At 62.5% G+C, this 25,590-nt stretch carries 26 protein-coding genes, 2 tRNA genes and 1 pseudogene; 20 read left to right on the top strand and 9 right to left on the bottom strand.

Annotated elements, in window-relative coordinates; translation table 11 throughout:
* Both CKO42_RS05495 and CKO42_RS05500 read right to left on the bottom strand, forming a co-directional pair.
* Positions 1–587, bottom strand: a pseudogene (locus tag CKO42_RS05495) (ISKra4 family transposase); the annotation flags it as partial.
* Positions 588–691: 104 nt separating this feature from the next.
* Positions 692–913, bottom strand: a complete 222-nt coding sequence (locus CKO42_RS05500; protein WP_200240273.1) for a hypothetical protein — start codon at positions 911–913, stop codon at positions 692–694.
* Positions 914–1,610: 697 nt separating this feature from the next.
* On the opposite strand from CKO42_RS05500, the gene ybgC reads away from it, so the two are divergent.
* The 11 genes from ybgC to CKO42_RS05555 all read left to right on the top strand — a co-directional run bounded on the left by ybgC (position 1,611) and on the right by CKO42_RS05555 (position 13,133).
* Positions 1,611–2,078: a tol-pal system-associated acyl-CoA thioesterase gene (ybgC, locus tag CKO42_RS05505; protein ID WP_200240275.1), complete on the top strand. Its 468-nt coding sequence runs from the start codon at positions 1,611–1,613 to the stop codon at positions 2,076–2,078.
* The gene (gene tolQ / locus CKO42_RS05510) at positions 2,068–2,742 is read left to right on the top strand and encodes a protein TolQ (RefSeq protein ID WP_200240277.1); all 675 of its coding nucleotides are present in this window, start codon (positions 2,068–2,070) and stop codon (positions 2,740–2,742) included. The genes ybgC and tolQ overlap by 11 nt, the downstream gene beginning before the upstream one ends.
* A 68-nt stretch (positions 2,743–2,810) precedes the next feature.
* Positions 2,811–3,263 carry a protein TolR gene (gene tolR / locus CKO42_RS05515; protein WP_200240279.1) on the top strand — a complete coding sequence of 151 codons (453 nt, stop codon included), beginning with the start codon at positions 2,811–2,813 and terminating at the stop codon, positions 3,261–3,263.
* A 10-nt stretch (positions 3,264–3,273) separates the two neighbouring features.
* Positions 3,274–4,884 carry a cell envelope integrity protein TolA gene (gene tolA, locus CKO42_RS05520; RefSeq protein WP_200240281.1) on the top strand — a complete coding sequence of 537 codons (1,611 nt, stop codon included), beginning with the start codon at positions 3,274–3,276 and terminating at the stop codon, positions 4,882–4,884.
* 27 nt (positions 4,885–4,911) lie between these two features.
* The gene (tolB, locus tag CKO42_RS05525) at positions 4,912–6,228 is read left to right on the top strand and encodes a Tol-Pal system beta propeller repeat protein TolB (RefSeq protein WP_420844269.1); all 1,317 of its coding nucleotides are present in this window, start codon (positions 4,912–4,914) and stop codon (positions 6,226–6,228) included.
* A gap of 120 nt (positions 6,229–6,348) precedes the next feature.
* A complete protein-coding gene (gene pal, locus CKO42_RS05530; RefSeq protein ID WP_207148660.1) occupies positions 6,349–6,867 on the top strand; it encodes a peptidoglycan-associated lipoprotein Pal in 519 nt (172 codons plus the stop codon).
* Positions 6,868–6,880: 13 nt separating this feature from the next.
* Complete coding sequence (gene ybgF, locus CKO42_RS05535; protein ID WP_200240285.1) at positions 6,881–7,819, top strand: tol-pal system protein YbgF; 939 nt, start codon at positions 6,881–6,883, stop codon at positions 7,817–7,819.
* A 137-nt stretch (positions 7,820–7,956) separates the two neighbouring features.
* Positions 7,957–8,862 (top strand): D-hexose-6-phosphate mutarotase, encoded by a 906-nt coding sequence (locus CKO42_RS05540; protein WP_200240287.1) that lies wholly within the window; start codon positions 7,957–7,959, stop codon positions 8,860–8,862.
* 116 nt (positions 8,863–8,978) lie between these two features.
* Positions 8,979–11,834: a bifunctional [glutamate--ammonia ligase]-adenylyl-L-tyrosine phosphorylase/[glutamate--ammonia-ligase] adenylyltransferase gene (gene glnE, locus CKO42_RS05545; protein WP_200240289.1), complete on the top strand. Its 2,856-nt coding sequence runs from the start codon at positions 8,979–8,981 to the stop codon at positions 11,832–11,834.
* 119 nt (positions 11,835–11,953) lie between these two features.
* Entirely contained in the window at positions 11,954–12,874 is a 921-nt protein-coding gene (locus CKO42_RS05550; RefSeq protein ID WP_200240618.1) for a branched-chain amino acid transaminase, read from the top strand.
* Between the two features lie 28 nt (positions 12,875–12,902).
* A complete protein-coding gene (locus tag CKO42_RS05555; RefSeq protein ID WP_200240291.1) occupies positions 12,903–13,133 on the top strand; it encodes a zinc-finger domain-containing protein in 231 nt (76 codons plus the stop codon).
* 6 nt (positions 13,134–13,139) lie between these two features.
* On the opposite strand, the gene CKO42_RS05560 is transcribed toward CKO42_RS05555, so the two are convergent.
* Positions 13,140–13,553, bottom strand: a complete 414-nt coding sequence (locus CKO42_RS05560; RefSeq protein ID WP_200240293.1) for a DUF2177 family protein — start codon at positions 13,551–13,553, stop codon at positions 13,140–13,142.
* 392 nt (positions 13,554–13,945) lie between these two features.
* Here CKO42_RS05560 and CKO42_RS05565 point away from each other — a divergent pair, with 392 nt between their 5' ends.
* Entirely contained in the window at positions 13,946–14,353 is a 408-nt protein-coding gene (locus tag CKO42_RS05565) for an H-NS family nucleoid-associated regulatory protein (protein ID WP_200240295.1), read from the top strand.
* 12 nt (positions 14,354–14,365) lie between these two features.
* Here CKO42_RS05565 and CKO42_RS05570 read toward each other — a convergent pair whose 3' ends face one another.
* Both CKO42_RS05570 and CKO42_RS05575 read right to left on the bottom strand, forming a co-directional pair.
* The gene (locus CKO42_RS05570) at positions 14,366–15,241 is read right to left on the bottom strand and encodes a sirohydrochlorin chelatase (RefSeq protein ID WP_200240297.1); all 876 of its coding nucleotides are present in this window, start codon (positions 15,239–15,241) and stop codon (positions 14,366–14,368) included.
* Between the two features lie 232 nt (positions 15,242–15,473).
* Positions 15,474–15,785: a cupin domain-containing protein gene (locus CKO42_RS05575; protein WP_200240299.1), complete on the bottom strand. Its 312-nt coding sequence runs from the start codon at positions 15,783–15,785 to the stop codon at positions 15,474–15,476.
* 183 nt (positions 15,786–15,968) lie between these two features.
* Between CKO42_RS05575 and CKO42_RS05580 the strand changes: the two genes are divergently transcribed.
* The 3 genes from CKO42_RS05580 to CKO42_RS05590 all read left to right on the top strand — a co-directional run bounded on the left by CKO42_RS05580 (position 15,969) and on the right by CKO42_RS05590 (position 18,874).
* Positions 15,969–16,967, top strand: coding sequence for a zinc-dependent alcohol dehydrogenase family protein (locus CKO42_RS05580; protein ID WP_200240301.1), 999 nt, complete (start codon positions 15,969–15,971; stop codon positions 16,965–16,967).
* Between the two features lie 7 nt (positions 16,968–16,974).
* Entirely contained in the window at positions 16,975–17,832 is an 858-nt protein-coding gene (locus CKO42_RS05585; RefSeq protein ID WP_242479149.1) for a PP-loop family protein, read from the top strand.
* Positions 17,833–18,241: 409 nt separating this feature from the next.
* A complete protein-coding gene (locus tag CKO42_RS05590) occupies positions 18,242–18,874 on the top strand; it encodes a chemotaxis protein CheW (protein WP_200240303.1) in 633 nt (210 codons plus the stop codon).
* Positions 18,875–19,003: 129 nt separating this feature from the next.
* Here CKO42_RS05590 and CKO42_RS05595 read toward each other — a convergent pair whose 3' ends face one another.
* Entirely contained in the window at positions 19,004–20,491 is a 1,488-nt protein-coding gene (locus CKO42_RS05595; RefSeq protein WP_200240305.1) for a phosphomannomutase, read from the bottom strand.
* Between the two features lie 193 nt (positions 20,492–20,684).
* Between CKO42_RS05595 and CKO42_RS05600 the strand changes: the two genes are divergently transcribed.
* Together CKO42_RS05600 and CKO42_RS05605 are read left to right on the top strand one after the other, a co-directional pair.
* Positions 20,685–21,356, top strand: coding sequence for a hypothetical protein (locus CKO42_RS05600; protein ID WP_200240307.1), 672 nt, complete (start codon positions 20,685–20,687; stop codon positions 21,354–21,356).
* 161 nt (positions 21,357–21,517) lie between these two features.
* Positions 21,518–22,096, top strand: coding sequence for a DUF302 domain-containing protein (locus tag CKO42_RS05605; protein ID WP_200240309.1), 579 nt, complete (start codon positions 21,518–21,520; stop codon positions 22,094–22,096).
* Between the two features lie 107 nt (positions 22,097–22,203).
* On the opposite strand, the gene yihA is transcribed toward CKO42_RS05605, so the two are convergent.
* Positions 22,204–22,872 carry a ribosome biogenesis GTP-binding protein YihA/YsxC gene (gene yihA / locus CKO42_RS05610; RefSeq protein WP_200240311.1) on the bottom strand — a complete coding sequence of 223 codons (669 nt, stop codon included), beginning with the start codon at positions 22,870–22,872 and terminating at the stop codon, positions 22,204–22,206.
* Positions 22,869–23,357 carry a cyclic pyranopterin monophosphate synthase MoaC gene (gene moaC / locus CKO42_RS05615; protein ID WP_200240313.1) on the bottom strand — a complete coding sequence of 163 codons (489 nt, stop codon included), beginning with the start codon at positions 23,355–23,357 and terminating at the stop codon, positions 22,869–22,871. Before moaC ends, yihA begins: the two co-directional genes overlap by 4 nt.
* Positions 23,358–23,579: 222 nt before the next feature.
* Here moaC and CKO42_RS05620 point away from each other — a divergent pair, with 222 nt between their 5' ends.
* Together CKO42_RS05620 and CKO42_RS05625 are read left to right on the top strand one after the other, a co-directional pair.
* Positions 23,580–24,155: a LemA family protein gene (locus CKO42_RS05620; RefSeq protein WP_200240315.1), complete on the top strand. Its 576-nt coding sequence runs from the start codon at positions 23,580–23,582 to the stop codon at positions 24,153–24,155.
* A 50-nt stretch (positions 24,156–24,205) separates the two neighbouring features.
* Positions 24,206–25,132: a GIDE domain-containing protein gene (locus tag CKO42_RS05625; RefSeq protein ID WP_200240317.1), complete on the top strand. Its 927-nt coding sequence runs from the start codon at positions 24,206–24,208 to the stop codon at positions 25,130–25,132.
* 66 nt (positions 25,133–25,198) lie between these two features.
* Here CKO42_RS05625 and CKO42_RS05630 read toward each other — a convergent pair.
* Positions 25,199–25,272 (bottom strand) — tRNA-Cys (locus CKO42_RS05630).
* A gap of 159 nt (positions 25,273–25,431) precedes the next feature.
* Between CKO42_RS05630 and CKO42_RS05635 the strand changes: the two genes are divergently transcribed.
* Positions 25,432–25,508 (top strand) — tRNA-Arg (locus CKO42_RS05635).
* The last annotated feature ends 82 nt before the right edge of the window (positions 25,509–25,590 follow it).

Raw genomic sequence — 25,590 nt, forward strand, 5'->3', positions numbered from 1 at the left:
TAGCCGGCGCTGTCGGCCATCGGGATCATCGCCCCATCGAGGCTGATCACCACCGTGGCAATGGAGACCTGCAGCGCGGGCAACGCGTACTCCCAGGTCTCTTCCTTGGCCGTGGCGATGCTGCCAACCCAATCGGCCACATTCTGGATATAGGAGCGGGCAACCGTGCGGCCGTGATTCTGCTCCAGGTCCGTCTGCACCGCGCTCACATTGAGTTGGGCGTACTTGTGACTGAGCTGGCTGGCAAAGCGCGGGGTGGCACCGCGGATGATCCGCGCCTGGTGCTCCAACGGGCAGTAGATACGCCCGCCGCGCGAGGTCTGGTAGACGTAGCGCTCGAGCTGCACGTCGCCATAGGGGCTCTGGTAGACCTTCGGATGGCGGCCTCGGGCGGTGAGCTTGGTCTCGCCGACGCGAATCGGGCTGCCGTCGGTGTCAAAGCGCCCAAGGGCCTCCTCGGTCGCACAACACCCGACGGCGTTAGTCGCCTCCAGAATGGCTTCCTCCATCTCCATCAGGCTGCCACTCAGGCGCACCGTCACCTCGACTGTCACTTCGTCATCCGAACGTCGGATCACTTGCGCCATCACCACCACCTCACTGTCTGCTTCATCAGGAGGTTATAGCGTACTCCTCAAGGCGACATCATTACAAGGCTGCACCCCTGCGCAGGTCAGCGGAGGCCAACGGCTCACGGACGCTGTGATGAGATCGTGAGCGGCATGCCACGGATGAAGTCGTGCACCGAGCGGCGCAAAATGACGCTCGCGATGTGAAGATGGGCGAGATAATACTTAACGCGCTGGCGCAGGGGCGCCTTGCGCGGGATGAGCTGATCGAAGTAGGCGCGGTCGACCGTGAAGGCTTCTTCAACATACTGGTCGATCTGGGCATCGAGTTTATTGCGCGCCACTTCGCAGGTTTCGCCTTGAGCGTCAAGACAGAGATCGATACAAACAGCGACCCAAAGCCTTGGCCCTTGGTGTTCTGCGTAGCAGCGCAGGCGGAGTTGGTTAGGAAACATGAGGTTAGCTTTCGGTTGCTGGTTGCTTTGGCCAGGTGTTGACTGACGAGAGTCTCGTTTCTAAGACCTGCCGCCGATTGGCGAGATAGTGAGGCGGGTTACGTTGGCCAGAACCGAAAGGGGTTGCCGATCTGTGTTGGCTCGTCAGAGGCCGCGCGTGAGAGTCGCTTGGGCATGAAGAGTTCGGCTAATCAGGAATCTCAATCCAGATTAGCCGCAGGTGGTGTTTGCTGCAACCAAACCAAGGTTGTCGTTCAGACATGCAGCTCCGCGCTCCGGTGTCGGCTCCGAGCATAGGCTCTTAAAGTGCGCGCCTGACCTGGGCGCAAGCCGGCGAAAACCAACGCCTCACGGATGCTAGGATGAGCACCTCAGCGGCATGCATGCCACGGATGAAATTGTGGACTGAGGGCGGCGCAACAATATGCTCGCGATCTGTAGAGCGCCGAAACGTCGCGATCACGCAAGCCATGGCTTTCGCGGACAATCCAGGTACACTCGTCGGCTGTTCTGAGCATTATCCGAGCACTATCCGAGCGCCGAGACCGGCGCGCGCCCTTTAACCGCTGTACCTCGATCCGTTGCTATGTCCCCGCAGGCCCCTGCATTCGAATGGCCGGTGCGCGTCTACTATGAAGACACCGATGCCGGTGGCGTCGTCTATCATGCGCGCTATCTTCAGTTTCTCGAGCGCGCCCGCACTGAATGGCTGCGCTCGCTTGGCTTCGAGCAGACGCGATTGCGACGCGAGCAAGGCATTCTGTTTGCGGTTCGCAAGCTATCGCTGGATTTCGTGCGACCGGCTTGTTTGGATCAGGCGCTCCGTGTCAGGGTAACGATCGCTGAACCGCGCCGCGCCTGCCTCGATTTTGAGCAGCAGGTGCTGGATGCCGCGGATGGATATCTGTGCTGCCGCGCCCAGGTGAATGTCGCTTGTATTGACGCCGAGCGGATGCGTCCAACGCGTATTCCAGAGGCCTTGCTGAAGGCCTTTTCAACAGTCTCAACCACCACAGACGCCCTTGCCAACGGAGACATCGCCCATGGGGTCTGAGCTGTCACTGATCGATCTCGTCGCGCAATCGGGGCTTGTCGTCAAGCTCGTCTTGCTGCTGCTCCTGCTGGCCTCGATCCTCTCTTGGGCGGCGATCTTTGATCGCGCGCGCGTGCTGCGTCAGGCACGCTCGACGGCCGATGCCTTTGAGCAGAAGTTCTGGTCTGGCGGCGACCTGAGCGCCCTCTATCGCGATCTGGGGCAGGAAGAGCGGCGCTTGACCGGCCTGCCGCTGATCTTTCGCAATGGGTTCAAGGAATACGTGCGCCTGCGCAAGGTCACGCCGAATGATTTGCAAGGTTTGATCCTGGGCGCCGAGCGCTCGATGCGGGTCGCATTGAGCCGAGAGGTCGATCGGCTTGAAACCAACCTGCCATTCCTCGCCACGGTGGGCTCCACCAGTCCCTATATCGGCCTGTTTGGCACGGTCTGGGGCACCATGCATGCCTTTCAGGCGCTCGGCAACATGCAGCAGACGACCTTGGCGCTGGTGGGGCCAGGGATGTCTGAGGCGTTGATCACCACCGCTGTCGGGCTGCTCGCGGCCATCCCGGCGGTCGTCGCCTACAATCGCTATGCGAGTCAGGTCGAGCGCCTGCACAATCGCTACGAGGAGTTTATGGAGGAGTTTTCGATCCTGTTGCAGCGTCAGGGACGAGGCTGAGCCCTAGTGTTCCATCCAGTTCCGTGCTCAGTTCTGCGCCTAGCGCGACGCCTGATCGAGCAAGCATCATGACGAGGAAAGCGCGCCGCCAGCGTCGCGGGCCGATGGCCGAGATCAACGTCGTGCCTTACATCGACGTGATGCTAGTGCTCTTGGTCATCTTTTTGGTCACGGCGCCCTTGATCACCCAGGGCGTGAAGGTGGATCTGCCTGAGGCGGATGCCCAGCCGCAAGCCGGCGAGGGTGCGCCGCCGGTGATCATTCATATCGATCGCTTCGGTGATACCTATCTCGATTTCGGCGATGCCGACCTTGCGCCGGTTGATCAACAGCTACTCTACGAGCGTTTGCGCGCGGCACGTTCGGCTGATGCAACGCTCGCCGTGGTGGTGCGCGCGGATGCGAGCGTTGATTATGGTGTGGTGATCGAGGCCATGGTTGCCGCCCAAGCCGCTGGTATCGCGAGTGTGGGCCTGGTGACCCAGCCTCCAGTCGCTGGGATGGACGAGGAGCGCCGCTGACAGGCGTGCCATGTGGGAGATTCTGCAGCGCTTCCCGAGGGCCTATCTGTGGTCGACCCTATTGCACCTCGTGGTGGTTGTGCTGCTGCTGGTGGGTATCGATTGGCGGGATCAGGATCAGCGTCTCGGTGCGTTCGAGAATATGATCCAAGCGCAGATGGGCCAGTCGGATGAGATCGCGGCGCAGGTTGCCGCGCTGCAGGCTGGCGCCGATGATGCGCCTGAGCTAGCGCCGCAGCAGAGTGATACTGAGCCATTGCCGGAGCCATTGCCGGAACCTGGTCCGGAGCCGATTCCGGAGCGAGCGCCGCCCGAGCCAGTTCCACCAGCGCCTGAACCTGAATCTGAGCCTGAGCCTGAGCCTGAGCCTGATAGAGCGGAGCTAGAAGCTGAGCGCGAGGCTGATGCAGCAGCAGCGCGCCTTGAGGCCGAGCGTCAGCGTCAAGCAGAGCTTGAAGACCAACGCCGAGCCGAAGAGGCGGCGCGGCGCGAGGCGGAGCGCGAAGCCGAGCTTGAACGCCAGCGCCAGGCTGAGCTGGAGAGCCAGCGGCGTGCTGAGGCGATGGCGAGACGTGAAGCCGAGCGCCAAGCAGAACTTGAGGCGCGGCAGCGGGCCGAAGAAGCAGCGCGTCGTGAAGCCGAGCGCCAGGCAGAGCTGGAAGCGCAGCGGCAGGCTGAAGAAGCCGCGCGTCGCGAGGCCGAGCGCCAAGCAGAGCTTGAGGCGCGGCAGCGGGCCGAAGAATTAGCGCGTCGTGAAGCCGAGCGTCAGGCAGAGTTGGAAGCGCAGCGACAGGCTGAAGAAGCCGCACGTCGCGAGGCCGAGCGCCAGGCGCAGCTTGAGCGGCAGCGGCAGGCTGAGCAAGAGGCCCAGCGTCGTGCTGAGGCGGCGGCGCGCCGAGAAGCTGAGCGTCAGGCAGAGCTGGAGCGCCAGCGTCAAGCTGAGCTGGAGGCGCAGCGGCGTGCTGAGGAGGAAGCCCGTCGAGAGGCTGAGCGTCGGGCTGAGCAAGAGCGTCAGCGCCAAGCCGAGCGGGAAGCGGCACAACGACGCGCCGAAGAGGAGGCACGCTTGGCCGCTGAACGCCAAGCCGAACGTCAGGCCGAGCTTGAGCGCGAGCGTGAGGAGCTGCGCCGCATTCGCGAGGCCGAGCAGGCCGAGGCCCGCCGGCGTGCGGCTGAGGAAGCTGCGCAGGCCGAGCGCGAGGCCGCGGCCAACGCGGCGCGAGAGCGGCAGATGTTGGAGGCACTGCAGGCGGAGGAGCGTCGCCGGTCAGGCTCCAGCGGTCAGACGGGCGGTCAAACGGACGGCCAGTCTGGCGCCCAGCCGAGCGCGGCGACACAGGCCCAGATCGCCAGTCGTTGGGTGCCCCTGATCACGAATAAGGTCCGCCAGTATTGGGTGCGGCCGCAGGGCGCCAGTGCCGACCTTCGAGCCGTTGTCACTCTGCGCCTCGAGCCTGGCGGCGCGGTGATCCCGGGCAGTGTCCGCATCGTCGAAGGCAGCGGCCAAGCGGGATTCGATCAATCGGTGGTCGCCGCCATCTATCGCGCCTCGCCGCTGCCGGTGCCCATTGGCGATGAGTTTGAGCTATTCCGCGATTTCAACTTTGTCTTTCGGCCTTAGCGCCGGCGACCCGAGGGAGATGAGATGATGCAACGCTTACGCCTCGCACTGGCTCCTGTCCTTGCTTGTATCCTTGCTTGCGTCTTCGTGCTCGCGAGCGCCCAGGTACAAGCCAAGCTCACGATCGAGGTCACCGGCGGTGTCGAAGGTGCGCAGCCGGTGGCGGTGGTGCCGTTCGGCGACATCGATGGCGCGCGACCGACCGTCGATCTGGCCAAGGTCATCAGCGATGACCTCGCTCGCAGCGGTCGCTTCCGCTCGATGCCGCGCAGCGAGATGCTGAGCCTGCCGCATCGCCAGGACGAGGTCGACTTTCGCGAATGGCAGCTACTCGGGATGAACACCCTGGTGATTGGCGAGGTCAGCCCGGCCGAGGGCGGCGGCTACAGCCTGCGCTGGAGCTTGTTCGACGTCTTCACCGGCAACAAGCTGGCATCCGACTCACTGCGCTCCACTGAGCGCGGGCTGCGCAATGCCGCGCACCGGATCAGTGATCAGATCTATCTCGCCCTGACCGGAGAGCGCGGGGTCTTTGCGACTCGGCTCGCCTATGTGACCTCAGGGAGTCGCAGCGCCGATGCGCGCGTGACGCTGCGTGTCTCGGACTCGGATGGTTTTAACCCGCAGACCATCGTCGACTCGGCCGAGCCGATCATGTCTCCGGCCTGGTCGCCGGATGGACAGCGTCTGGCTTATGTCTCATTTGAGAAGCGCAAGCCAGCCATCTTCATTCAAGAGCTGACGACCGGGCGGCGTGAGCGTGTTGCCAGCTATGATGGGATCAATGGCTCGCCGGCGTTTTCGCCCGATGGGCGCAAGCTGGCGATGACGCTCTCGAAGGACGGCAGCCCAGACATCTATGTGATGGACCTAGCCTCGAAGCAGTTGACGCGCTTGACCGATCATTTCGCGATCGACACCGAGCCGGCCTGGTCGCCAGACGGAAGCCACATCATCTTTACTTCGGATCGTGGCGGCCGCCCACAGATCTATCGGGTCGCGGCGAGCGGAGGATCGGCGCAGCGGGTGACCTTTGAGGGTGACTACAATGCGGCGGCTAGCTACTCACCGGATGGCCGCTCGATGGTGATGGTGACGCGGATCGGTGGCCAGTTTCGCGTCGTCGTCACCGATGCCAACGGCGGCTCGCGGCGCCTGTTGAGCAATGGCGCACTGGATGAGTCACCGAGTTTCGCGCCTAACGGCAGCATGGTAATTTATGCAAGCCAAAACAACGGACGTGGCGTGTTGTCAGTGACTCCAATCGCCGGTGGCGCCGGCCAGCGCTTATCGCAAGAGTCAGGCGAGGTCAGGGAGCCATCCTGGTCGCCGTTAGCGCCTTAAACGCTCATGGCGCGGCGCCACTCCGGAAAATGAATCGCGTGAGATTCACGTTAATCAAGCACGCATCGCATTGGCCATCGTCGTCGATACGATGCTCTTCACCACTATTGCAGGATCATCATGATCGAACGTCCGCTCCCGTTGCTGCTCGTCGCGGCCTTGGCGCTCAGTGGCTGTGCGACGAAAACCGCGCCGCCGACCCCAGACACGCCGAGCGCGGCTGAGCTGAACGCAATGAATGGCCGCACTGGCGTGGACACACGTCCGATCAAGCCCGTTGAGCGCTCGCCACTTGATGATCCAACAAGCCCGGTCTACCGCAAGGTGATCTACTTTGACTATGACGCCTCTGAGATCAGGCAGCAGTATGCTGATCTGCTCCGCGCGCACGCCAATTACATCTTCAATACGCCGGGCGTACAGGTGACGCTCGAGGGTCATAGTGATGAGCGCGGCACGCGCGAGTACAACCTGGCCCTGGGGGAGCGCCGCAGCCAGTCGGTGCAGCGTTTCCTCGTCGCAGAGGGCGCGCCGAGCGAGCGGCTGAGCACCCTGAGCTATGGTGAGGAGCGTCCTGCTGATCCGCAGCGGAGTGAGGGTGCCTGGCAACAGAACCGTCGCGTTGAGCTGGTCTACTAGGAGACACGAAAGCATGCTGCATTCCCGTCATCGCGCTGCGCCGGCCGGATTCCTAACAGGATTCTTACTCGTCATGGGCGTCTGTTTCATTCCCGCGACCTCTGCCATGGCCGCTGACCCGGCGTTAGAGGCGCGCATGTCCCGGATCGAGCGGATGCTGAACGAGCGCTCGCTCTCCGATCTCGTGCTGCAGATCCAGCAGCTCCAGCAGGAGGTGCAGGAGCTGCGCGGCCAAGTCGAGACGCAGCAGTATCTACTGCGCCAGAAAGGCATCATGACGTCTTCCTCGTTTGGGACAGGGGAGGCTGCAGGGCGAAGTGGAATCGGCTCTGCTCCGCTCGGTGATGGAGGAAGTTCGTCTTTCGGCACCGCAGATCCCTTCAGTGCCCGTATTCGAAACCCAAGCTCACTGTCGTTCGATCCTGCGCTCGAGGAGGGCCGTGATACTGATGCCTCTGTTAACAGCACATTCGTGCTGCCCGGACAAGCTGCGGACTCGGGGTCGCAGCCGGGAGGCTCGTCCAATGCTGGCATGTTGGCACTGCCCGCCCCCGAGACCGCTGCCGGTGGCGAGCGTGATCTCTACCGCGACGCCTTCGAGCTGCTCAAGGCGCGCGACTACCCAGCCGCGCGCACGGCCTTTAGTGAGATGGTTGAGCGCTATCCGCAGGGGCAGTTTGCTGATAACGGCCGCTACTGGCTGGGTGAGATCGGCTATGTGACCCAGGACTACGCCTCCGCGCAGGCCGAATTTGGCCTCCTGGTCCGCGAGTATCCGTTGAGTCCGAAGGTGCCGTCAGCGATGCTGAAACTGGGTTATGTCTCCTATGAGCAGGATGAGCTAAGCGACGCCCGCAGCGTGCTCGAGGAGGTGGTGCGCCGGTTTCCAGAGACCACCGAGGCTCGGCTCGCCCAGGGTCGCCTTGACCGCATGCAGCGTGAGGGGCAGTGATACTCGCGTCGATTCGGGCGCTCATTGATGCTCGCTGCGTGCTAGCGCGTCAACACCCTAGGACATGAAGCCTTTGTTATACGGTCATCCGATCCCCGCTTGGATCGGCTGCCTTCGCCCACCTCGAGGAGTCTTTGATGGATATCGCTCAAGCCAATGACGCGCTCGGTCTTCCGAGCGTGCTCGCCATCTGCGAGGGCAATGGCGGACTGCCGCTGATCCATATCGATAATGCTCACGCCAGTGCGTCGATCTCGGTGCATGGGGGGCAGGTGCTGTCGTACTGCCCAGTGACGGCGAAGGATGATCTGCTGTTCGTCAGTCGCCAGGCCTATTTTCAGCCAGACAAAGCGATCAAGGGCGGGATTCCGATCTGCTGGCCCTGGTTTGGGCCTGATCCGGAGCAGCGAGGACGACCCGACCACGGCTTCGTGCGCGACCGCAGCTGGCAGCTGTTAGCCACCGAGGCGCGGGTTGACGGCGCCACACGCGTGCTGCTCGGCACGCGGGATGACGAGCGCAGTCAGGCCTTGTGGCCAGAGCCCTTCTCGCTGGAGCTCGAGATCACCGTCGGCGAGACATTAGATCTGGTGTTGGTGACGCATAACACGGGCGAGGCACCGTTCTCGATCACCCAGGGGCTGCATGCCTATTTCGGCTTGGGTGATGTGCGCAAGGCGCAGGTGCTCGGCCTTGCCGGCCATGATTACATCGATAAGGTCACGGATGGCTCGCGAGCCACCCAGTCTGGGCCGATCAATATCGACGGGCCGGTCAATCGCATCTATCTAGACACCACGGATACCCTGGTCATCGATGATCCAAGTCTCGGGCGGAGTATCCATATCGAGCGCGAGGGCAGTCGCTCGGCGGTGGTCTGGAATCCCTGGGTTGAGCAGTCGCGCTCAATGGGCGATTTTGGTGACGACGAATACCTGCGCATGATCTGCGTCGAGACTACCAACGCCGCCGAGGATGCGGTGACCATTGCTGCCGGTGAGCGCTATCGACTCTACACCAGCTATCGTATCCATCAGGAGTAAGGGCCTTGAGTGCATTGCAGTGTCTCGCTGGCCTAGGGTTAGGATCTCATTCGAGTGCAACAGGAAGCGTCCTGGTGAAGCGTTCTGGTGAAGAGTGGAGTTGATTTCGTAGGTCGATGCTAGAGCCGCAGCAACATTCAAACGAGGGTCACTGGCAGCAATGGCTGGATTGGGCGTCAGAGCAGGGATTTGTCTGGCCCGCGGATCAGGCCTTTGACGATGCCCGCGCGCGCGTCTGGGATGGGAGCGAATTTGTCGCGTTGGCCGCTGCCCGTGATCCTGCTACCTTTGCGAGCCTGCTTAAGACGGGTGATTTTAGCCGTTCATTCGGTGCTGACAGCATCGCTGAGCAGCTGCGAGACGCGCTCGCCGAGGTCGCTGATGAGGAGGCGTTACAGCAGGCCCTGCGCCGCTTCCGACGCCGACAGATGCTGCGTATCGTGTTCCGCGACCTGGCCGGCTGGGCCACGCTTGACGAGACCCTCGAAGACCTGACCGCACTCGCTGACAGCTGCATCCGCGAGAGCCTGCGCCTGCTCGAGCAGTGGACCCGTGCCGAGCTCGGTGTGCCGCAGGATGGCCACGCGAGGCCGCAGTCGCTGCTGGTGTTGGGCATGGGCAAGCTGGGCGCGCGTGAGCTGAACCTGTCGTCGGATATCGACCTGATCTTCGCCTTTCCGAGCGCTGGCCGCGTCGAGGGTGGTCCGCGCGAGTTGACGGCTGAGCAGTTTTTTAGTCGACTCTGTCAGCGGCTGGTGAAATCGCTCAATGCCAAAACCGTGGATGGCTTCGTCTTCCGCGTCGACACGCGCTTGCGGCCATTCGGCGATTCCGGTCCGCTGGCGATGAGCTTTGATGCGATGGAGGGCTACTACCATTCACAGGCGCGTGAATGGGAACGCTATGCGATGACCAAGGCGCGGGTGGTCGCTGGTGAGCCAGAGGCGCGTGCCGAGCTTGAGGCCATGCTGAGGCCCTTTGTCTATCGCCGCTACCTCGACTTTGGCGCCATTGCTTCGCTGCGCAACCTCAAGGTGCTGATCGACCGCGAGCTGAGGCGCAAAGGGATGGCGGACAACATCAAGCTCGGCCCTGGTGGCATCCGCGAGATCGAGTTCATCGGCCAATCCTTCCAGCTCATTCGCGGTGGACGCGAGCCAGATCTGCAGGTCCGACCCATTCAGCAGGTGTTGGCGCTGCTTGGCCAAAAGGGCCTGCTCGAGCCCAAGACCGTTACCGAGCTGACTGAATCGTATCGTTTCCTACGCTTGACCGAGAACCGTCTGCAGGCGTGGCGTGATGAGCAGACACATTCATTGCCATCGGCGCCGGCGGCTCGCGAGCGGCTGGCGCGCTCGATGGGCTACGACGACTGGGGCCGCTTTGAGTCGGTCCTGAACGCGCATCGAGCGCGCGTTCAGCAGCATTTCGATGCCGTCTTCGCCGATCCTGATGAGCCGGCGCACACCGCGACCTCAGTCGCCTCGCTGTGGGAGCGAGCGCCGGAGCCGGCAGAGGCGACCGCCCTGTTGCAAGCGGCGGGCTTCGAGGATGCCGAGGCGGCTTGGCAGCAGCTGCTTGATTTCCGCGACACCGCTGACCGCAAAGGGCTGTCGAACCGCGGCGTCGCTCGCTTGGGGCTGGTGATGCCGCGGCTGCTCGAAGAGGTCGCGACCTGCGGGGCGGCTGATCAGACGCTGAGCCGTGTGCTCAAGGTGCTAGAGGCCGTGCTTGGACGGACGGCCTACCTCGACCTGCTCGCCGAACATCCGGATGCGCTGCATCAGCTGGTCCGGCTCAGCGCCAAGAGTCCCTGGTTTGGTGAGCGCACCGCGCGCCAGCCGCTGCTGCTCGACGAGCTGCTCGACCCGCGCCGGCTGTTCGAGCCTCTTCGGCGCGCCAATCTGGAGCAGGAGCTTGATCAGCTGCTGTCCGGCGTCGATGCCAGCGACCTCGAGCAGCGCATGGAGCGTTTACGGCAGTTTGCCCAAGGTAATCGGCTACGGGTTGCCGCGGCCGACGTGACCGGCGCCATCCCGCTGATGGTGGTCAGCGATTACCTCACCGAGATCGCTGAGGTGACCACGTCGCGCAGCCTAGAGATCACCTGGCAAGACCTGGTCGAGCGGCACGGCGGTCCGCCTGGGACCGATCAAGCCTCTCCCGGTTTCTGTGTGATTGGCTATGGCAAGGTCGGCGGTATCGAGCTCGGCTACAACTCCGATCTAGACCTTGTCTTCCTCTACGACGAGGCGACCGCCGGCAAGATGACGGAGGGTCCTCGGTCGGTTGTGAGCGAGCAGTTCTATGTTCGGCTCGGCCAACGGCTGATCCACGTGATGACCACGCCGACCTATTCTGGCGTGCTCTATGAGGTCGACATGCGCCTGCGCCCGGATGGCAATAAGGGCATGATTGCGCGCTCGCTGGCCTCATTCGCCGACTATCAGGCCGAGAGCGCCTGGACCTGGGAGCATCAGGCGCTGGTGCGTGCACGGCCGATTGCCGGTGATCAGGCGCTCGCTGAACGGTTTAGGCAGGTGCGCGCCGAGGTGCTGCGGCGACGGCGTGATCCAGAGTCGTTGCGTGAAGAGGTCCGTTCCATGCGGGCCAAGATGCGGGCCAATCTGGATAAGACGCGAGCGGGCTGGTTCGATCTCAAACAAGGCGCTGGTGGTATTGCTGACATCGAATTTATGGTCCAATACGCGGTTCTCCGCTGGGCCTGCGATCATCCCGACCTGACGACCTGGACCGATAATATCCGGCTGCTCGAATTGTTGATCAAACAGGGGCTGCTGGCAGCGTCGGTCGGTGCCAATCTGACCCTCGCCTATAAGGCCCTGCGCGCGGCCTATCACCGCCATGCCCTGCAAGACACCGCTGGGCTGGTCGAGGATACGCAGCTCGGCCCGGAGCGGCAGTCTGTCATCGCTGCGTGGCAGCAGTTGATGGAGTCCAGCGCACAGTGACGCTGGGCTGGGGCTGGCTTGACCCAGGTTTGCACTAGGGTTGCCGTGCCTTTGGCCGCTCGTACTCTCACAACGCCTGCGCTGCGGGCCTTCGGAACTGGAGTTTCTTAACGATGACGATGACGATGCACGATCGTGATGGTCTCATTTGGCATAACGGCGAGGTGGTGCCCTGGCGTGAGGCTCAAGTGCATGTGCTGACCCACACACTGCACTACGGCATGGGGGTGTTCGAAGGCGTTCGCGCCTATGCGACCTCGCGCGGTCCTGCCATCTTTCGTCTGCGAGATCATACGCAGCGTCTGTTCAACTCGGCGCATATCCTTGGCATGCGAATCCCCTATGACCGCGAGACCATTGACGAGGCACAATGCATTGCCGTGCGCGAGAATGGGCTGAGTTCGGCCTATATCCGACCGATGTGCTTCTACGGGTCTGAGGGCATGGGGCTGCGCGCCGATAATCTTCGCGTCCACTGCATCGTTGCTGCCTGGGATTGGGGCTCGTATCTGGGCGAAGAGAACATGACCAACGGCATCCGGGTGCGCGTTTCATCATTCACCCGGCATCATGTCAATGCCACCATGTGCCGGGCCAAGGCCAATGGGAATTACATGAACTCGATGATGGCCTTGCAGGAGGCGATCCGCGACGGTTACGACGAGGCCCTGCTGCTCGATGCGGAAGGTTATGTGACCGAGGGCAGCGGCGAAAATGTGTTCCTGGTGCGCGATGGCGTGCTCTATACGCCCGAGCTGACCTCGGCGCTGGATGGCATTACCAGGCGCACCATCATGACACTCGCCGATCAGATCGGCCTGCAGGTGGTGACCAAGCGGATAACTCGCGATGAGGTCTATATCGCCGACGAGGCCTTCTTCACCGGCACCGCAGCCGAGGTCACGCCGATTCGCTCGGTCGACGGCCGTGAGATCGGTGCGGGCATGCGTGGTCCCGTGACCGAGCGCCTGCAGTCGATGTATTTCGATGTGGTGCAGGGCAATAGCGAAGCCCACGCCGACTGGCTCACCTATCTCTGACGACAAGCTGTTTAGCGAGCAAGAACCTATGGACGAGCAAATCGTCGATTCCGCACTCGATACTGCCGATGTCAAGCCGCCGCCACAGGATACCGAGGTGCGTCTGGTGAGGCTAAAAGATCTCCCTCTCAGCTGCCCGCTCCCCGGGGACGAGGTCTGGAACATGCACCCACGGGTCTATCTGCCGATCGATGACGAGCCGAGCGGCGAGCTGACTTGCCCCTATTGTGGAACGCGTTATCGGTTGCAGCGGTCCTAATTCAGGTCAGTTTCGCCCGGCAGCCATCAGCTTTTTCCCGATAAAATGGGCAGCAATGCCCACCAATGTGCATAGTGTTATTCCCCATAGGATATCGACGAACACGATATTTATCGGCCAGTCTGGCAGCGTTGCACGATTGGTAAGCTCATAGGTTGCATAGGTAAAAAAGCCAAAGCCGGCCGCCGCAACGGCTGTCTTGCGCAGCGAATCGGCTGCCAGTCCAGGCACAACGGCAAACAGCAGGATGCCGGCGATATAGATCAGGTAAAAGATGATTGCCGCTACCCAGTCCACCTGATCAGCGAGCAGGTGGCTGAGGTTGCCGCGATAAAAGTCGCGCGCAACAACCCCGAGCCAGAGCATATCGATCAGAAAAAACAGCGGTACGGTCAGTAAGTAAAGATTGATGTAGAACACAGCGGGGTGACCTCATGGCGGGCCAAGAATAGGCAAGTGTCTGCCGTCGATTGGTTAGCATAACGGATGCGTTCGCCGGGTTCTGGCTTGACTTTTCCTTATTTGCGTTTAAATTAATACGGGTGACCAAGAGTAAGCCGCTGGAACAGCGTATCCGGCAGCACCAATAACGCCAATAGGCTTGATCAGTCGTTCTGCTATCGTGTTGCCTGCCACGAATGGGGTAGCGCGATGAGCGATCTCAGGCTGCGCCAGCGCCTGTTTTTACGAGAAAAAGGCTTGGCAGCATTTGCCGCTGTTCGAGCTGATCAACAGGGTTACGAGCCGCCCAGCAAGTGCAATGCGCTTGCTGGGCGATGTGTTTTGTGATTTATCCGCCCCGGAGGCGATTAGTGGAATATCAACATCTTTCGGCTGAAGAGCTGAAAAACCAGATCGAGCAGACCAAACAACGAGAGGCCGAGCTACAGAAGGCACTCAATCAACGCTGGCAGGCCGAAAAGTCTGAGCTGGCTCAGGAGGTTCGCGACATCATCGAGTCTCGTGGACACGATGTCGAGGACATCATGAGCCACCTGATGCCATCTTCGCGACGCCGTCGCGCTGGCAGCGGAGTCAAGAAGGCGGGTAGCGGAAACTACACTCGCTATGTCGACCCGGAAAACCCGAACAACGTTTACTCCCGTGGTGTGCTACCACGCTGGATGAAGGAGAAGATGGCGGCGTTGGGTCTGGATTCAGGCAACAAAGACGACCGCGAGTCCTTCAAGGCCAATCATCTTCAACCTATTCAGGACTGAGTTCTGCGTCGCTTATGCGACGGAGTGGGGTAGGGACACCCTGCTGCTCGAGCGCAGCGCCATCTTGGCACGGTCGGACAGGATGTCGATCAACGCCTCATCCTCGCCGACCAATCGGGAAATGCAAATCTCTAGGTCAGGGAATTGCCGCTGAGCCTCCTGACAGATTGAAGCCACATCGCCATGCTTTCCAGCGTGGCGGCCCGGCCCAATGAATTGCATCCCGACCACCACTTGCGCCTCAGGCTCTGAGGCGCCAATCGTGGCCAACGCCTCCTCGAGCAAGGCGCCGTTGAAGGCGTATTCTGGTCCGGGACGTCGCTCCATTGCCGCCTCGCCGAGTCGGTAATCCCCATCCGCTAAACCCTTGAGTTCAGCTGTCAGCCAGCGCCGGACCGCGGTGACCTCCGGAATGGGCGATCCGTGATCGACCACGAGTGCATAGGGCGGTTGCTTGTTCTCAGTTGCCTGGCTTAGCCCGCTTATCGCTGTGCGAATGGCGCGGTCCAGAATCGCCGCCAGCCGCGGTTCGCCATCGGGTAATGGGCAGAGCTCGTCGGCGACCGCGACCTGCACTGGATATCCGTCTGCGCTGACCTGTGCAACTGTTTCCGGTATCAGCTTGGTCAAGGCGCGGCTCAGTCCGAAGAAGAGCGGCACCGCAAGGAAATCTCTGTGCCCCTCGGCGGCCTTTCGCGCTAGAAAGGTTTCCAAGATCTCAGCTGGACGGCCGCCGAGCTGCGCTGCCGGCACCTTCGAGGAATGCAGGAGTGAGACCGGGTGAACCGGGAGTCCGAGCTGCTGCGCGAGCGCCGCGCTGAGGCGTCGCAGGGCGATTGTCGCCTCGGCGCGGCGGGAGCCGTTATCAACAAGCATGATGGTCGTCATTCGGTGGCATTCTCCTGCGGCAGCCTGGATTCGCGGCAGCAGCGAGAAGCTGCCGCAGGCCAGGAAGGTCGCGGCACTCGGCGCGCTCTTCAATGGTGAGGCTGGAATGGGGGCGTCGGAATAGGGCGTCGGAATAGGGCGCCAGAATGAGGGCGCCAGAATGGTGACGCCGGTGCGCAGGCTCGTCCGACCGACTGGTTTGGACTAAAGTTCGAGGGTCTGCGTCTCTAGGCTAGGACGCGCGGACGGCGTCGAAGCAGACCACCGGCTCGTCGCCGACGACCTCGGCGGTATGCATCACGTGCTTCGGTACGACGACGAAGTCTCCAGCCTCTAAAACGGCCTCTTGGCCTTGCATGGTGATCCGAAAGCATCCGGATAAAATGGCGTCGATCTTGTCATCGGCGTGATCGTGGGCGGGGAAGAACATTCCCGGCGAGTAGACGTAGCGGCTGACCTTATAGCCCCGCCGCTCGAGCTTGTGGCGCAGTGCGAGCTCACTGAGCGGCCCATCGTGATCAGAATGCCAATGTTCGATCTGCATGCGATTCTCTCAGTCAGATACCGATGCGGTATCGGCCCAAAGGTTTAAGTGTAGTGTACGCAATGAGCCTTGATGAAGGGTCTGATGAAGATCCTGATCAAGTTCCTGATCAGGGTCTTGATCAGTTTCCTGATCAAGACCCAGCCTGACTCAACGTCTTTCGACGCAACCTGAGGAGATTCAATGAAGGCGATACAGATGCGCGAGCCCGGTGGGCCAGAGGTGTTAACCCTGGTCGATCTGCCGGCGCCGGAGATCCGCTCGGCGACCGATGTCTTGGTCCGCCTTGAGGCGGCTGGCGTCAATCCCGTTGATACCAAGATACGTGCGCGCGGCACCCTGGTGCCCGAGACCCTGACGGCGGTGCTGGGCTGTGATGGCGCTGGCGTGGTCGAGGCCGTTGGCGAGGGCGTCACCCGCTTTCAGCCCGGCGATGCGGTCTGGTTCTGTCATGGCGGGCTAGGTGGGCCGCATGGCAACTATGCCGAGTACATCGTTGTCGATGAGCGTATCGCTCAACCCAAGCCTGCGTCACTCGATTTCGTCCAAGCCGCTGCCGCGCCGCTCGTGCTGATCACGGCCTGGGAAGCGCTCTATGATCGCGCTGCACTCCATGCAGGACAGCGCGTCCTGATCCATGCCGGTGCCGGGGGCGTGGGTCATGTCGCGATCCAGCTTGCCTGTCTTGCGGGGGCGCGGGTTGCCACCACGGTGAGCAGTGCGGAAAAGGCGCGTTTTGTGCAGGATCTCGGCGCCGATTACACGATCAACTACCGAGAAGAGTCGCTCCGCGATGGCCTTGCTGACTGGACCGAGGGCCGCGGTGTGGATGTCGCGTTCGACACCGTTGGGCCGGCCGTCTTCCGCGAGACCATCCCGTTGATGGCGGTTTACGGCGACCTGGTGACGATCCTCGATCCCGGCCATGATCTCGATCTGAAAGAGGCGCGCAATCGCAATCTTCGCATCAGCCTTGAGCTCATGTTGACCCCGCAGCTGGGTGGATTGACGGAGGCCCTTGACCATCAAGGCAAGATCCTGCGTCGCTGTGGCGAGCTGTTCGACGCTGGCAAGCTGCGCATTCAGGTTGCCGAGAGCTTCCCGCTCGAGCAAGCGGCCGCTGCGCATCGTCGGCTCGAGGCCGGTGGAGCGGTTGGTAAATATGTCCTGCGTATCGGCTGAGCGACCAATGCCGGAGTCTGTCGAGAAGTGGGAGCAAGCCGTGACAGAGCAAGACGTTCTGGAACAAGACCAGCGAGACCGGGGGCTGCTAGAGCAGGCCGTGCAAGACCAGGTTGTGCCCGAGCAGCCGCGCCAACGGCTGCGCCCGCCTAAGTCGTTGCTGCGGCAGGTCGGTCGCGCGATTGCGGACTTCGGCATGATCCGCGACGGCGATCGCATCCTGCTCGGGGTTTCGGGCGGTAAGGATTCGTTGTCTCTGCTAGAGGTGTTGCGGCATCTTCGCAGCTACGCCCCAGTGCGCTTCGAGCTTGCGGCGCTGACCATCGACCCTGAGGTGCCTGGCTTTGACCCCGCGCCCCTCACCGACTGGTACCAGCAGCGCGGCTTGCCCTGGCACTACGAGCGGCAGCCGATCATGGAACAGGCGCGCGAGCACATGGACGGCGATTCATTTTGCGCCTACTGCGCACGGATGAAGCGCGGCATCATGTATCGACTCTGCCGCGCTCACGGCTATAACGTCCTCGCGCTCGGGCAGCATCTCGACGACCTCGCCGAGAGCCTGATGCTGTCGATGTTTCATGGTGGCCAGCTGCGGACCATGAAGGCGCATTACCGCAACGACGCCGGCGATGTGCGAATCATCCGGCCGTTGGTCTATTGTCGTGAGCGGCAGATGCGTGACTTCGCCAGTCATGCCGGGCTGCCGGTGGTCCCCGACAGTTGCCCGGCCTGCTTCCAGATGCCGACCCGGCGCGAGCACATGAAGGCGCTGCTGGCGCAGGAAGAAGCCGATCATCCACAGCTGTTTGCCAGCCTGCTTCGTGCCATGCGTCCGCTGCTGCGCGAGGGGCCGCTCGACTAAGGCGATTTCTGTCAAAGCTCTACCGCCTTGCTTGTCTTTTCGCTCGCCTTCTGCGTTGCATCGTCGGTCACATAGCCAGCTATGCTCCCGACGACGCTCCTTGAAGGCAAACGAAAATCCTGCGCAATTCGGTACGAGCTTTTCCGGCAATCGCCTAAGACGGTTTGCTGCTTGCAGTCGCGGCCTCGATGTGACCGGCTTGTCACAGAATCAGGCGGGATAGCGCAAAAAAACCGAAATTTCGACTAGGCTTAGCGTGAAACAAGCGCTCGATCGTCCTGAGTGGCGACGCGCTCTGTCAGTTCGCAAAACGTCAGTTACAAAACGATACCGGGTCGCTTTAGCTGTAGCGCGGGCGGCCCGGCCATCAAGGATGGTCAGTCGGCCATCATGGCCTGGAGGCCCCGCGATGATCAGTGCCGAGCGTCGTGCGACGCCAATCTCCGAGCCGCCCCACTTTGAGGTCGCGGAGGAGTGTGTGGTCTTTGCGCTCTGCGCTCAGACCTACGCCGTTGCCGCAGACCGGCTGCTGAGCTGCTTGTCTCTGCCGCGTCTGACCGCGCTCGATGATACCCCGCCTTATCTGATGGGCGCCTTCGATCTGCGCGGTGTGCTCGCGCCGGTCGTGAGCCCGGCCGTGCTCGGAGGTGCGCCATTGCAGCCTGCTGCCAGCAGTGATCTCCTGATCGTGCTCGAGGCAGAAGGTGACCCACTCGCATTGCATGCGGATACCCTGCTTGGGATCGAGCCGCTTTGCGCCCAACCTTGGGAGCGTCGATCAGTCTCGGCAGGCACTTTGCAGATCAGATTGAGTGGAGGTCGGGCGCAGTTTATCGATCCGTCGCTGATCGCACTGGTCGCTGACCCGCAAGGCTTGTCCGATCACGGCTCGGCCGCTCAGTCCGCCGATGAACGCTTGCTGGATTTTGAGCGCGAGCTCGATGCCAGTGCCCTGGCCCTGTTGGAGAGGCGCGCCGAGCGTTACCGGAGCCTGGCGCGGGTCGTCCGTGGCCGCCGCCGATGGGGTGAGGTGAGTGCGTAGAGCGCGCGTCGCCGGTCACATAGCCCGACCAGCCTCCCCGACTAGCCCTCCCGACTAGGCCCCCGACGAAGCTCATTGAAGGCAAAGTGACATCCTGGGCCATTCGGTATGATCTTGCCGGCAATCGCCTCAGCTGCGCCAGCCCTCCAGGATCGCCAGGCAACGCTGGTTGAGATCCCGCGCCCGCTCGGGGCTGTCGGCCTCCGTGTAGGCGCGTAGCTCCGGCGCATTGCCGGACGGGCGCAGATGCAGGATATCTCCACTGGCGAGGGTCATGCGGATGCCGTCGGTCTGATCGACCTCTGCAACCGGCCCAAACTCAGCACCGAAGACCTGATCGAGGGCGGCGCGATCGGCGGCTAGGTCGCCGGTCTGGAAGGCAGCAAAGCGCTCCGCGCTCAGCGTCGTCGGGAACTCTTTGAGTCGGTCACTGTAGGTAAAGCGCTGCGGGAGTGACTTGGCGAGCGCCGACAGCGGCTGCTGGTGAGCGCGCGCGGCGCCGATCAGCGTGACCGCGACGATCACCGCATCCCGCGTTGGCAGCGCTGGCAAGATGCGGCCTTCGCGCTCGATATCGGAGTCGGTCAGGAAACCACCGTTCGCCTCGTAACCAACCACCGGTGCGATCCCTCGCGCCGACAATGACTGCATGCCGGCGATCACATAGGGAGAGCCGATGCGGGTGCGCACTGTCTCGCTGAACCAGCCGCTGGCTTCTAGCGCGGTATTGGAGCTGATCGGCGTCACCACCGCGGTGGCGCCTAGGGCCTGTGCGCAGAGCACCCCAGCGATATCGCCGCGGAGCCACTCGCCGCGCTCGTCGCCGACCAGGGGGCGGTCGCCGTCGCCATCGGTTGAGACCAGCGCCGCGAGCCGCCCATCGGCGGCCCAGTCGCGGGCGAGGGCGATATCCTCGGCCCGGATCGCTTCGGTGTCGACCGGCAGGAAGGTCTCGGAGAAGCCGAGGCGCTCAACCTCGGCACCGAGCCCGGTGAGAACCCGAAACAGGGCGTCACGGGCAACGCTGGAGTGTTCGTAAAGGCCAATGCGCAGGCCAGCAAGCCAGTCAGCTGGGAAGAAGTCGAGATAACGTGCGATGTAGTGCTCGAGTGCGGCCGGGTTCTCCGGCGGCAGGGCGCTGTGCTGCGGGTCGGTGAAGGCGCCAGCCGCGTCGAACAGCCCATCGGGTAGCTCGATCTGCTGCGCGCGAATGCCTTCCTCATCTGCCTTCAGGATCTCTCCGCTGCGCAGATTGAACTTGATGCCATTGCGGTCATCGGGGATATGACTGCCGGTCACCATCATCGTCGGCCAGCCCTGGGCGATGCCATAAGCCGCGACCGCTGGGGTTGGGAGACGGCCGAGGTAGTGGGCTGTGCAGCCACAATCGCTGACGGCCTTGGCGCAGGCGCCCAGGATGCGCGCTGTGCTAGCGCGAAAATCGCCCGCGAGCCCGATATCGGCGCCTACCGATAACGCTCCCGCGCCGAGCAGGTGGCGCAAGAAGCCTTGCGCATAGGCGTAGCAGACCAGGTCGGTCATGTCCTCAACGCGGCCTCGTGCGCCGCTAGTACCAAACTTAACGCCGGTTTCGGCCATCAAGTCGCCAATGTGCATGATGCGCTCTCCCGCGTGCTTCTCTCGTCGCTCGAATTCGGCCATTCTATACGCTTGATAGCGATTGTCTCGGGTCTTCCGTGGTTGCTGTACCCGGCGGCCTCTGACGTCGCTTTCTCGCCCCCGGCAACCGTGATATGGTCGCCGCGTCCTTCCATCCCTAAAGCAACCTAAGATGAGGAGTACCACCACGATGTCTAAGAAATACTTTTTCCTGTCGGCCGTATCGGCCATGGCTCTGACCCTGAGTCTCGGCACCGCTGCGCTGGCCCAAGAAACTGCGGCCCCGGCGGCCCCAGCAGCGCCTGAGACCGCGCCCAGCGCTGAAACTGCGGCGCCCGAGCAGGCGGCGTCGGAGGCACCTTCTGTCGATTCGATGGAAGCCATGCGCGCCGAGATGCAGCAGCGCTACGAAGCGGCGATGGCGGAGCGGGCTAAGCGCGTCGAGGAGATGCGTGCAAAGGCCGAGCAGCGTCGCAAAGAGATGCTCGAGCGCTATGAGGCCTACCGCGAGACCATCGAGGCCATGAGCGAAGAGCAGAAGGAGGCGATTGCGGCCCTCTTCGGTGGTGCGGCTCAGCAGCCTGAGATGCCCCCCATGCCGCCGATGGGACCTGGCTACGGCCAGCCCCCTCAGGGCGGGTATGGTTACGGACGTGGCTATCCTGGTCGTGGTTATCCGATGCACCCGAACTGTGGGGAGATGGGCGCTGACTGCCCACGCATGCACCGGATGCCGCCGATGATGATGCGCGATATGCCTGAGATGCCCGCCATGCCGGATATGCCGCCGATGCCAGAGCGTCCGGCCATGCCACAGATGCCTGCGGCACCGAGCGTTGGTCCAGCAGCTTCGACCAACTGATCAGCCACCGCTTGGCGGCTGCGAGACCCGACCGACCCAGAGGCCCCGCGGCGTTCTTGCCGAGGCGGCGCCTGGGTCGTTCTAGAACCTGTTCGAGCGACGGCTGATCGGGGCTCGGGGCCGCGGTCGGTTCTTATCGCCTTCTTTTGTCGGAGTCCGGCATGACCCTGATTCGCAATCTGCTCGCGCTGATCGGTGCGCTGACCTTGGTCGTTTTGCTCGCGGCCGCGATCTGGCTCGGTCCACGGCTCGCCAGCTTTGACCCAGAGTTCTTGCCAACCTATTCCACTTTCGCTGCAAATCTCCTCGCCACCGGCGACCCCGGCGGCGCCATGATGTGGTCGGTGCCGGTCGAAGATGGGCTGAGTGTCGATGAGGTGATCGATTCGCTAAAGAGCCTCGCAACCACCAACAACCTGCTCTTCGTCGGCGAGTCGCCCTTTTATCAGCAGGTCGAGGCGGTAACGGGCGAGCCTTATCGCTACGTCAACTTCCTGTCGTTCTGCGACGCGCAAGTCGGCAAGATGATGCTCGAGTACCGCAATCACTATAGTGGTTTCATGCCCTGTCGGATTGCATTGGTCGAAGATCGCGAGGGTCAGCTCTGGCTGTTCTCGATGAACCTCGATTTCATGATCTACGGCGGCAAGGAGCTTCCCGCAGAGCTGAAGCAGGAGGCCGTCAGCGTCCGCGATACGTTACGCGGGATGATGGAAGGCGCTGCGGCCGGTGAGTTCTGAAGCCCGTTTGCACGTTCCTCGCGGACGACTGAAACGGGCACCCAAACAGGGTGAGATTAGGCAAGCATGGTGAGATAGGTCTGCGCGCGGTGACAGGCGCTGGGCAGCTAAGCGCTTGGTGCGGCTGCTAGGTCAGTCTCATCAACTGCTCCAGATACCTGAGCTGGTAGGCCGAGCCAGTCCTTGATCTGGTCTTGTGCCTCATTTAGGCCAAGCCGGCTGACCGCGGAGAAGGCCATCACGTGAACGGGCACTGGCGCGGCAGACAGTGCCTTGCGGACCTCGTTGAGGCTGCGCGCAACCCCGCTGCGCTTGAGCTTGTCGGCCTTGGTCAACACCAGCAGCAGCGGCAGTCCGGCGGCGATGCCCCAGTCGATCATCTGCTGGTCGATATCCGTCAACGGATGGCGGATATCCATGACCACCACCAGCCCCTTCAGCGAGCTGCGGCGCTCGAGATAGCGCTCCATCAGCTGCTGCCAACGCCGCTTGATCGCGAGTGAGACCTTGGCAAAGCCATAGCCGGGCAGATCGACCAGCCGACGCTCGTCATCGAGGCGAAAGAAGACCAACTGCTGCGTGCGCCCCGGCGTCTTGCTGGTGCGCGCAAGGCCTTTTTGATGGCAGATGACGTTGATCGCGCTCGACTTGCCGGCATTCGATCGGCCTGCGAAGGCGACCTCAAAGCCGCTGTCGTCCGGGGTGGCAGCCAGGTCCGGCGCGGAGCTGAGGAAGGCCGCGCGCTGGAATAGCGGGTTGGTGATCGGCTCGTTCATGCGCTCCGCACCCAATGTCCGCTGCGTCCACCCTGCTTCTCGAGCAGACGAACCTGATCGATGACCATGCCGCGGTCGACCGCCTTGCACATGTCGTAGATCGTGAGCAGTGCGATCTGGACCGCGCACAGGGCTTCCATCTCAACCCCGGTGCGACCGCGCGTCGCGACCGTCACGCGGCAGAAGACGATGGCGGCTTTGGCTGTCGCCTGCTGCACTTCAAAGCTGCAATCGACCTTGGTCAGCGCCAGTGGATGGCAGAGCGGTATCAGATCAGCGGTGCGCTTGGCGCCCATGATGCCGGCGATGCGCGCGATGCCGAGCACATCGCCCTTGGCATGACCGCCTTGCTCGATCAGGCGCAGTGTCTCAGGCTGCATCCGGATGCAGCCCTCAGCTTGCGCGACGCGCTCAGTTTCCTGCTTGGCGCCGACATCGACCATCTGCGCCTCGCCGGCGCGGTTGAAATGCGTCAGTTCGTTCACGTCGCCTGCCAACATAATCAAAAGATGTCGAAACCATAGCACGGGCAACCAAGAGTTGGCGCTGATCGACTACCATTAGGCCAGGTAGGATTAGGTCAGGTCGTCTGCGGTGTCGCATGGCGCTGGCCACCGATGTGCTGGTCAGCCCAGGTCCAGCTTCACCGATCTTGCTTTATCGATCTCGCTTCATCGATCTCGCTTCATCGATCTCCGGAGTTCTGCATGAGCCTGACGCTGATCATCGTCCTTGTCGTGCTCCTGATCATCGGGCTCTACGCGGGCGCCATCTACAATAACCTGGTGCGGTTGAAGCATCAGGTGGCCAAGGCCTGGTCGAATATCGATGTCGTGCTCAAGCAGCGTCACGATGAGCTGCCGAATCTGGTCGCGGTCTGCCGTGAGTACATGCGCCACGAGCAGGAAACCTTGCAGCGTGTCGTCGAGGCGCGCTCGGCGGTCTCGTCGGCGCGCCAGCGCGGCGATGTGCGCGGTGTCGGTCAGGCCGAGGAGGCTTTGCGAGGTGGACTCGGTCAGCTCTTCGCGCTGGCGGAGCACTATCCAGACCTCAAGGCCAACGCCAGCTTTCAGCAGCTCTCGCAGCGGATCTCTTATCTCGAAGACAGCATTGCCGACCGTCGCGAGCTCTATAACGACAGTGTTAACGTCAACAACATGCGTATCGAACAGCTTCCGGATCTGTTGATCGCCCGCCTGTTCGCCTTCAAGCCCGTCGAGTTGTTGCAGTTTGCCGAGGCGCGCGAGGCGGTTGATGTGCGAGGCCTGTTTGGACGCCACTGAGCTGGCGGGCTCGATGCGGACAGCTGACCAGCGGTTTCGGGCGTGAATCGATGCCAGACTTCTTTGTCCACCTAGCTCAAGGCGCCGATTCGGGCGGTTTCTGGGTTGCGGTTCTGTTCGGCCTCGGCGTTGGCGGGCTGCTGCTGCATCAAGGCCTCAGCGCCTTCTGGCGATTGCGTCTGATCCACGACACGCCCACCGCGCGGGTGCGCTCGGCGGCGCAGGGCTACGTCGAGTTGAGTGGAGAGGCGCGGCCACTGCGCGCGCTTGTCCCGGCGCACCTGACCGGTATTCCTTGTTGCTGGTATCGCTGGCGGATCGAGGAGCAGCGCGGCAGTGGGCGCAGCCGCAAATGGGTCACCATCGAGCAGGGCGAGGCCGAGCATGCCTTCCTGCTCGAGGATGGCACCGGACGCTGCGTGGTTGAGCCCAAGGGTGCCAGCATCCGCTGTCGGTTGACTGAGCGTTGGTCCAGTCGCGTCAAGGGTGGCGGCCGCTCGGCAGCGTTCAGCTTGGCCGAGTTCATCGGCCTCGGCGGCCGTTACCGGATGGTCGAGGAGCGTGTCGCCGAGGCCGATCCGGTCTATGTGCTTGGTTATCTGGAAACGCCGCGGCGCGGTGCGCGCGAGCGTGAGGCCTTGATACGCCAGCTGTTGCTGCGCTGGAAGCGGGACCCCGCCCGCCGCGCGCAGCTCGACCGCAACGGCGACGGCAGGATCGATATCGCTGACTGGGAGCAAGCACAAGCCTTTGCGGCGTGGCTCGCCAATCAAGCCGAGCGCCGCGTTGCCTTACAGCCGGTGCTGCCGCGCATTGGTGCAACCCAAGATGCCCGCCAGCCGTTCCTGATCTCGACCGCGGGCGAGGCCGCCTTAGTCGGGCATTCCCGCTGGCAGGCGCTTGGCGGCACCCTTGGTGGCGCATTGCTCGGCGTTGTTGCGTTTGCTGCGATCGCGGCCCGACTTGGCGCGGAATGATCCGTGGCACAGGATGGCCGTCGGGCACAAAAAAGCCGGCGCATAGCCGGCTAGTTCGTTGGTCAATGGAGGCTGAGGTCGGAATCGAACCGGCGTCCACGGCTTTGCAGGCCGCTGCATAACCACTCTGCCACTCAGCCAGACCGCCTAGTTTAAGAGGGATCGCCAAGCTTGTCACGCCGCAGATCCGTTTTCGACTTGGTCGCTGGTGACTGCTCGCGTTACCATGCTGGCTCTGCGCTTCGACGCTGTCATCGGGTCGCCGTCATCGGGTCGTTAAGCGTCCAGCCTCCAGCTTCGCCCTCGTAGCTCAGCAGGATAGAGCAACCGCCTCCTAAGCGGTAGGTCACAGGTTCGAATCCTGTCGAGGGCGCCATATCTGCCTTCTATCCCTAACCACGATTGCCATCGAGCGCTGACGTTGCTGCGTTTGAGCGGTTCGCGTAGAGGACGACAAA

It is taken from the genome of Lamprobacter modestohalophilus (assembly GCF_016583905.1).
GTDB classification, from domain to species: Bacteria; Pseudomonadota; Gammaproteobacteria; order Chromatiales; family Chromatiaceae; genus Lamprobacter; species Lamprobacter modestohalophilus.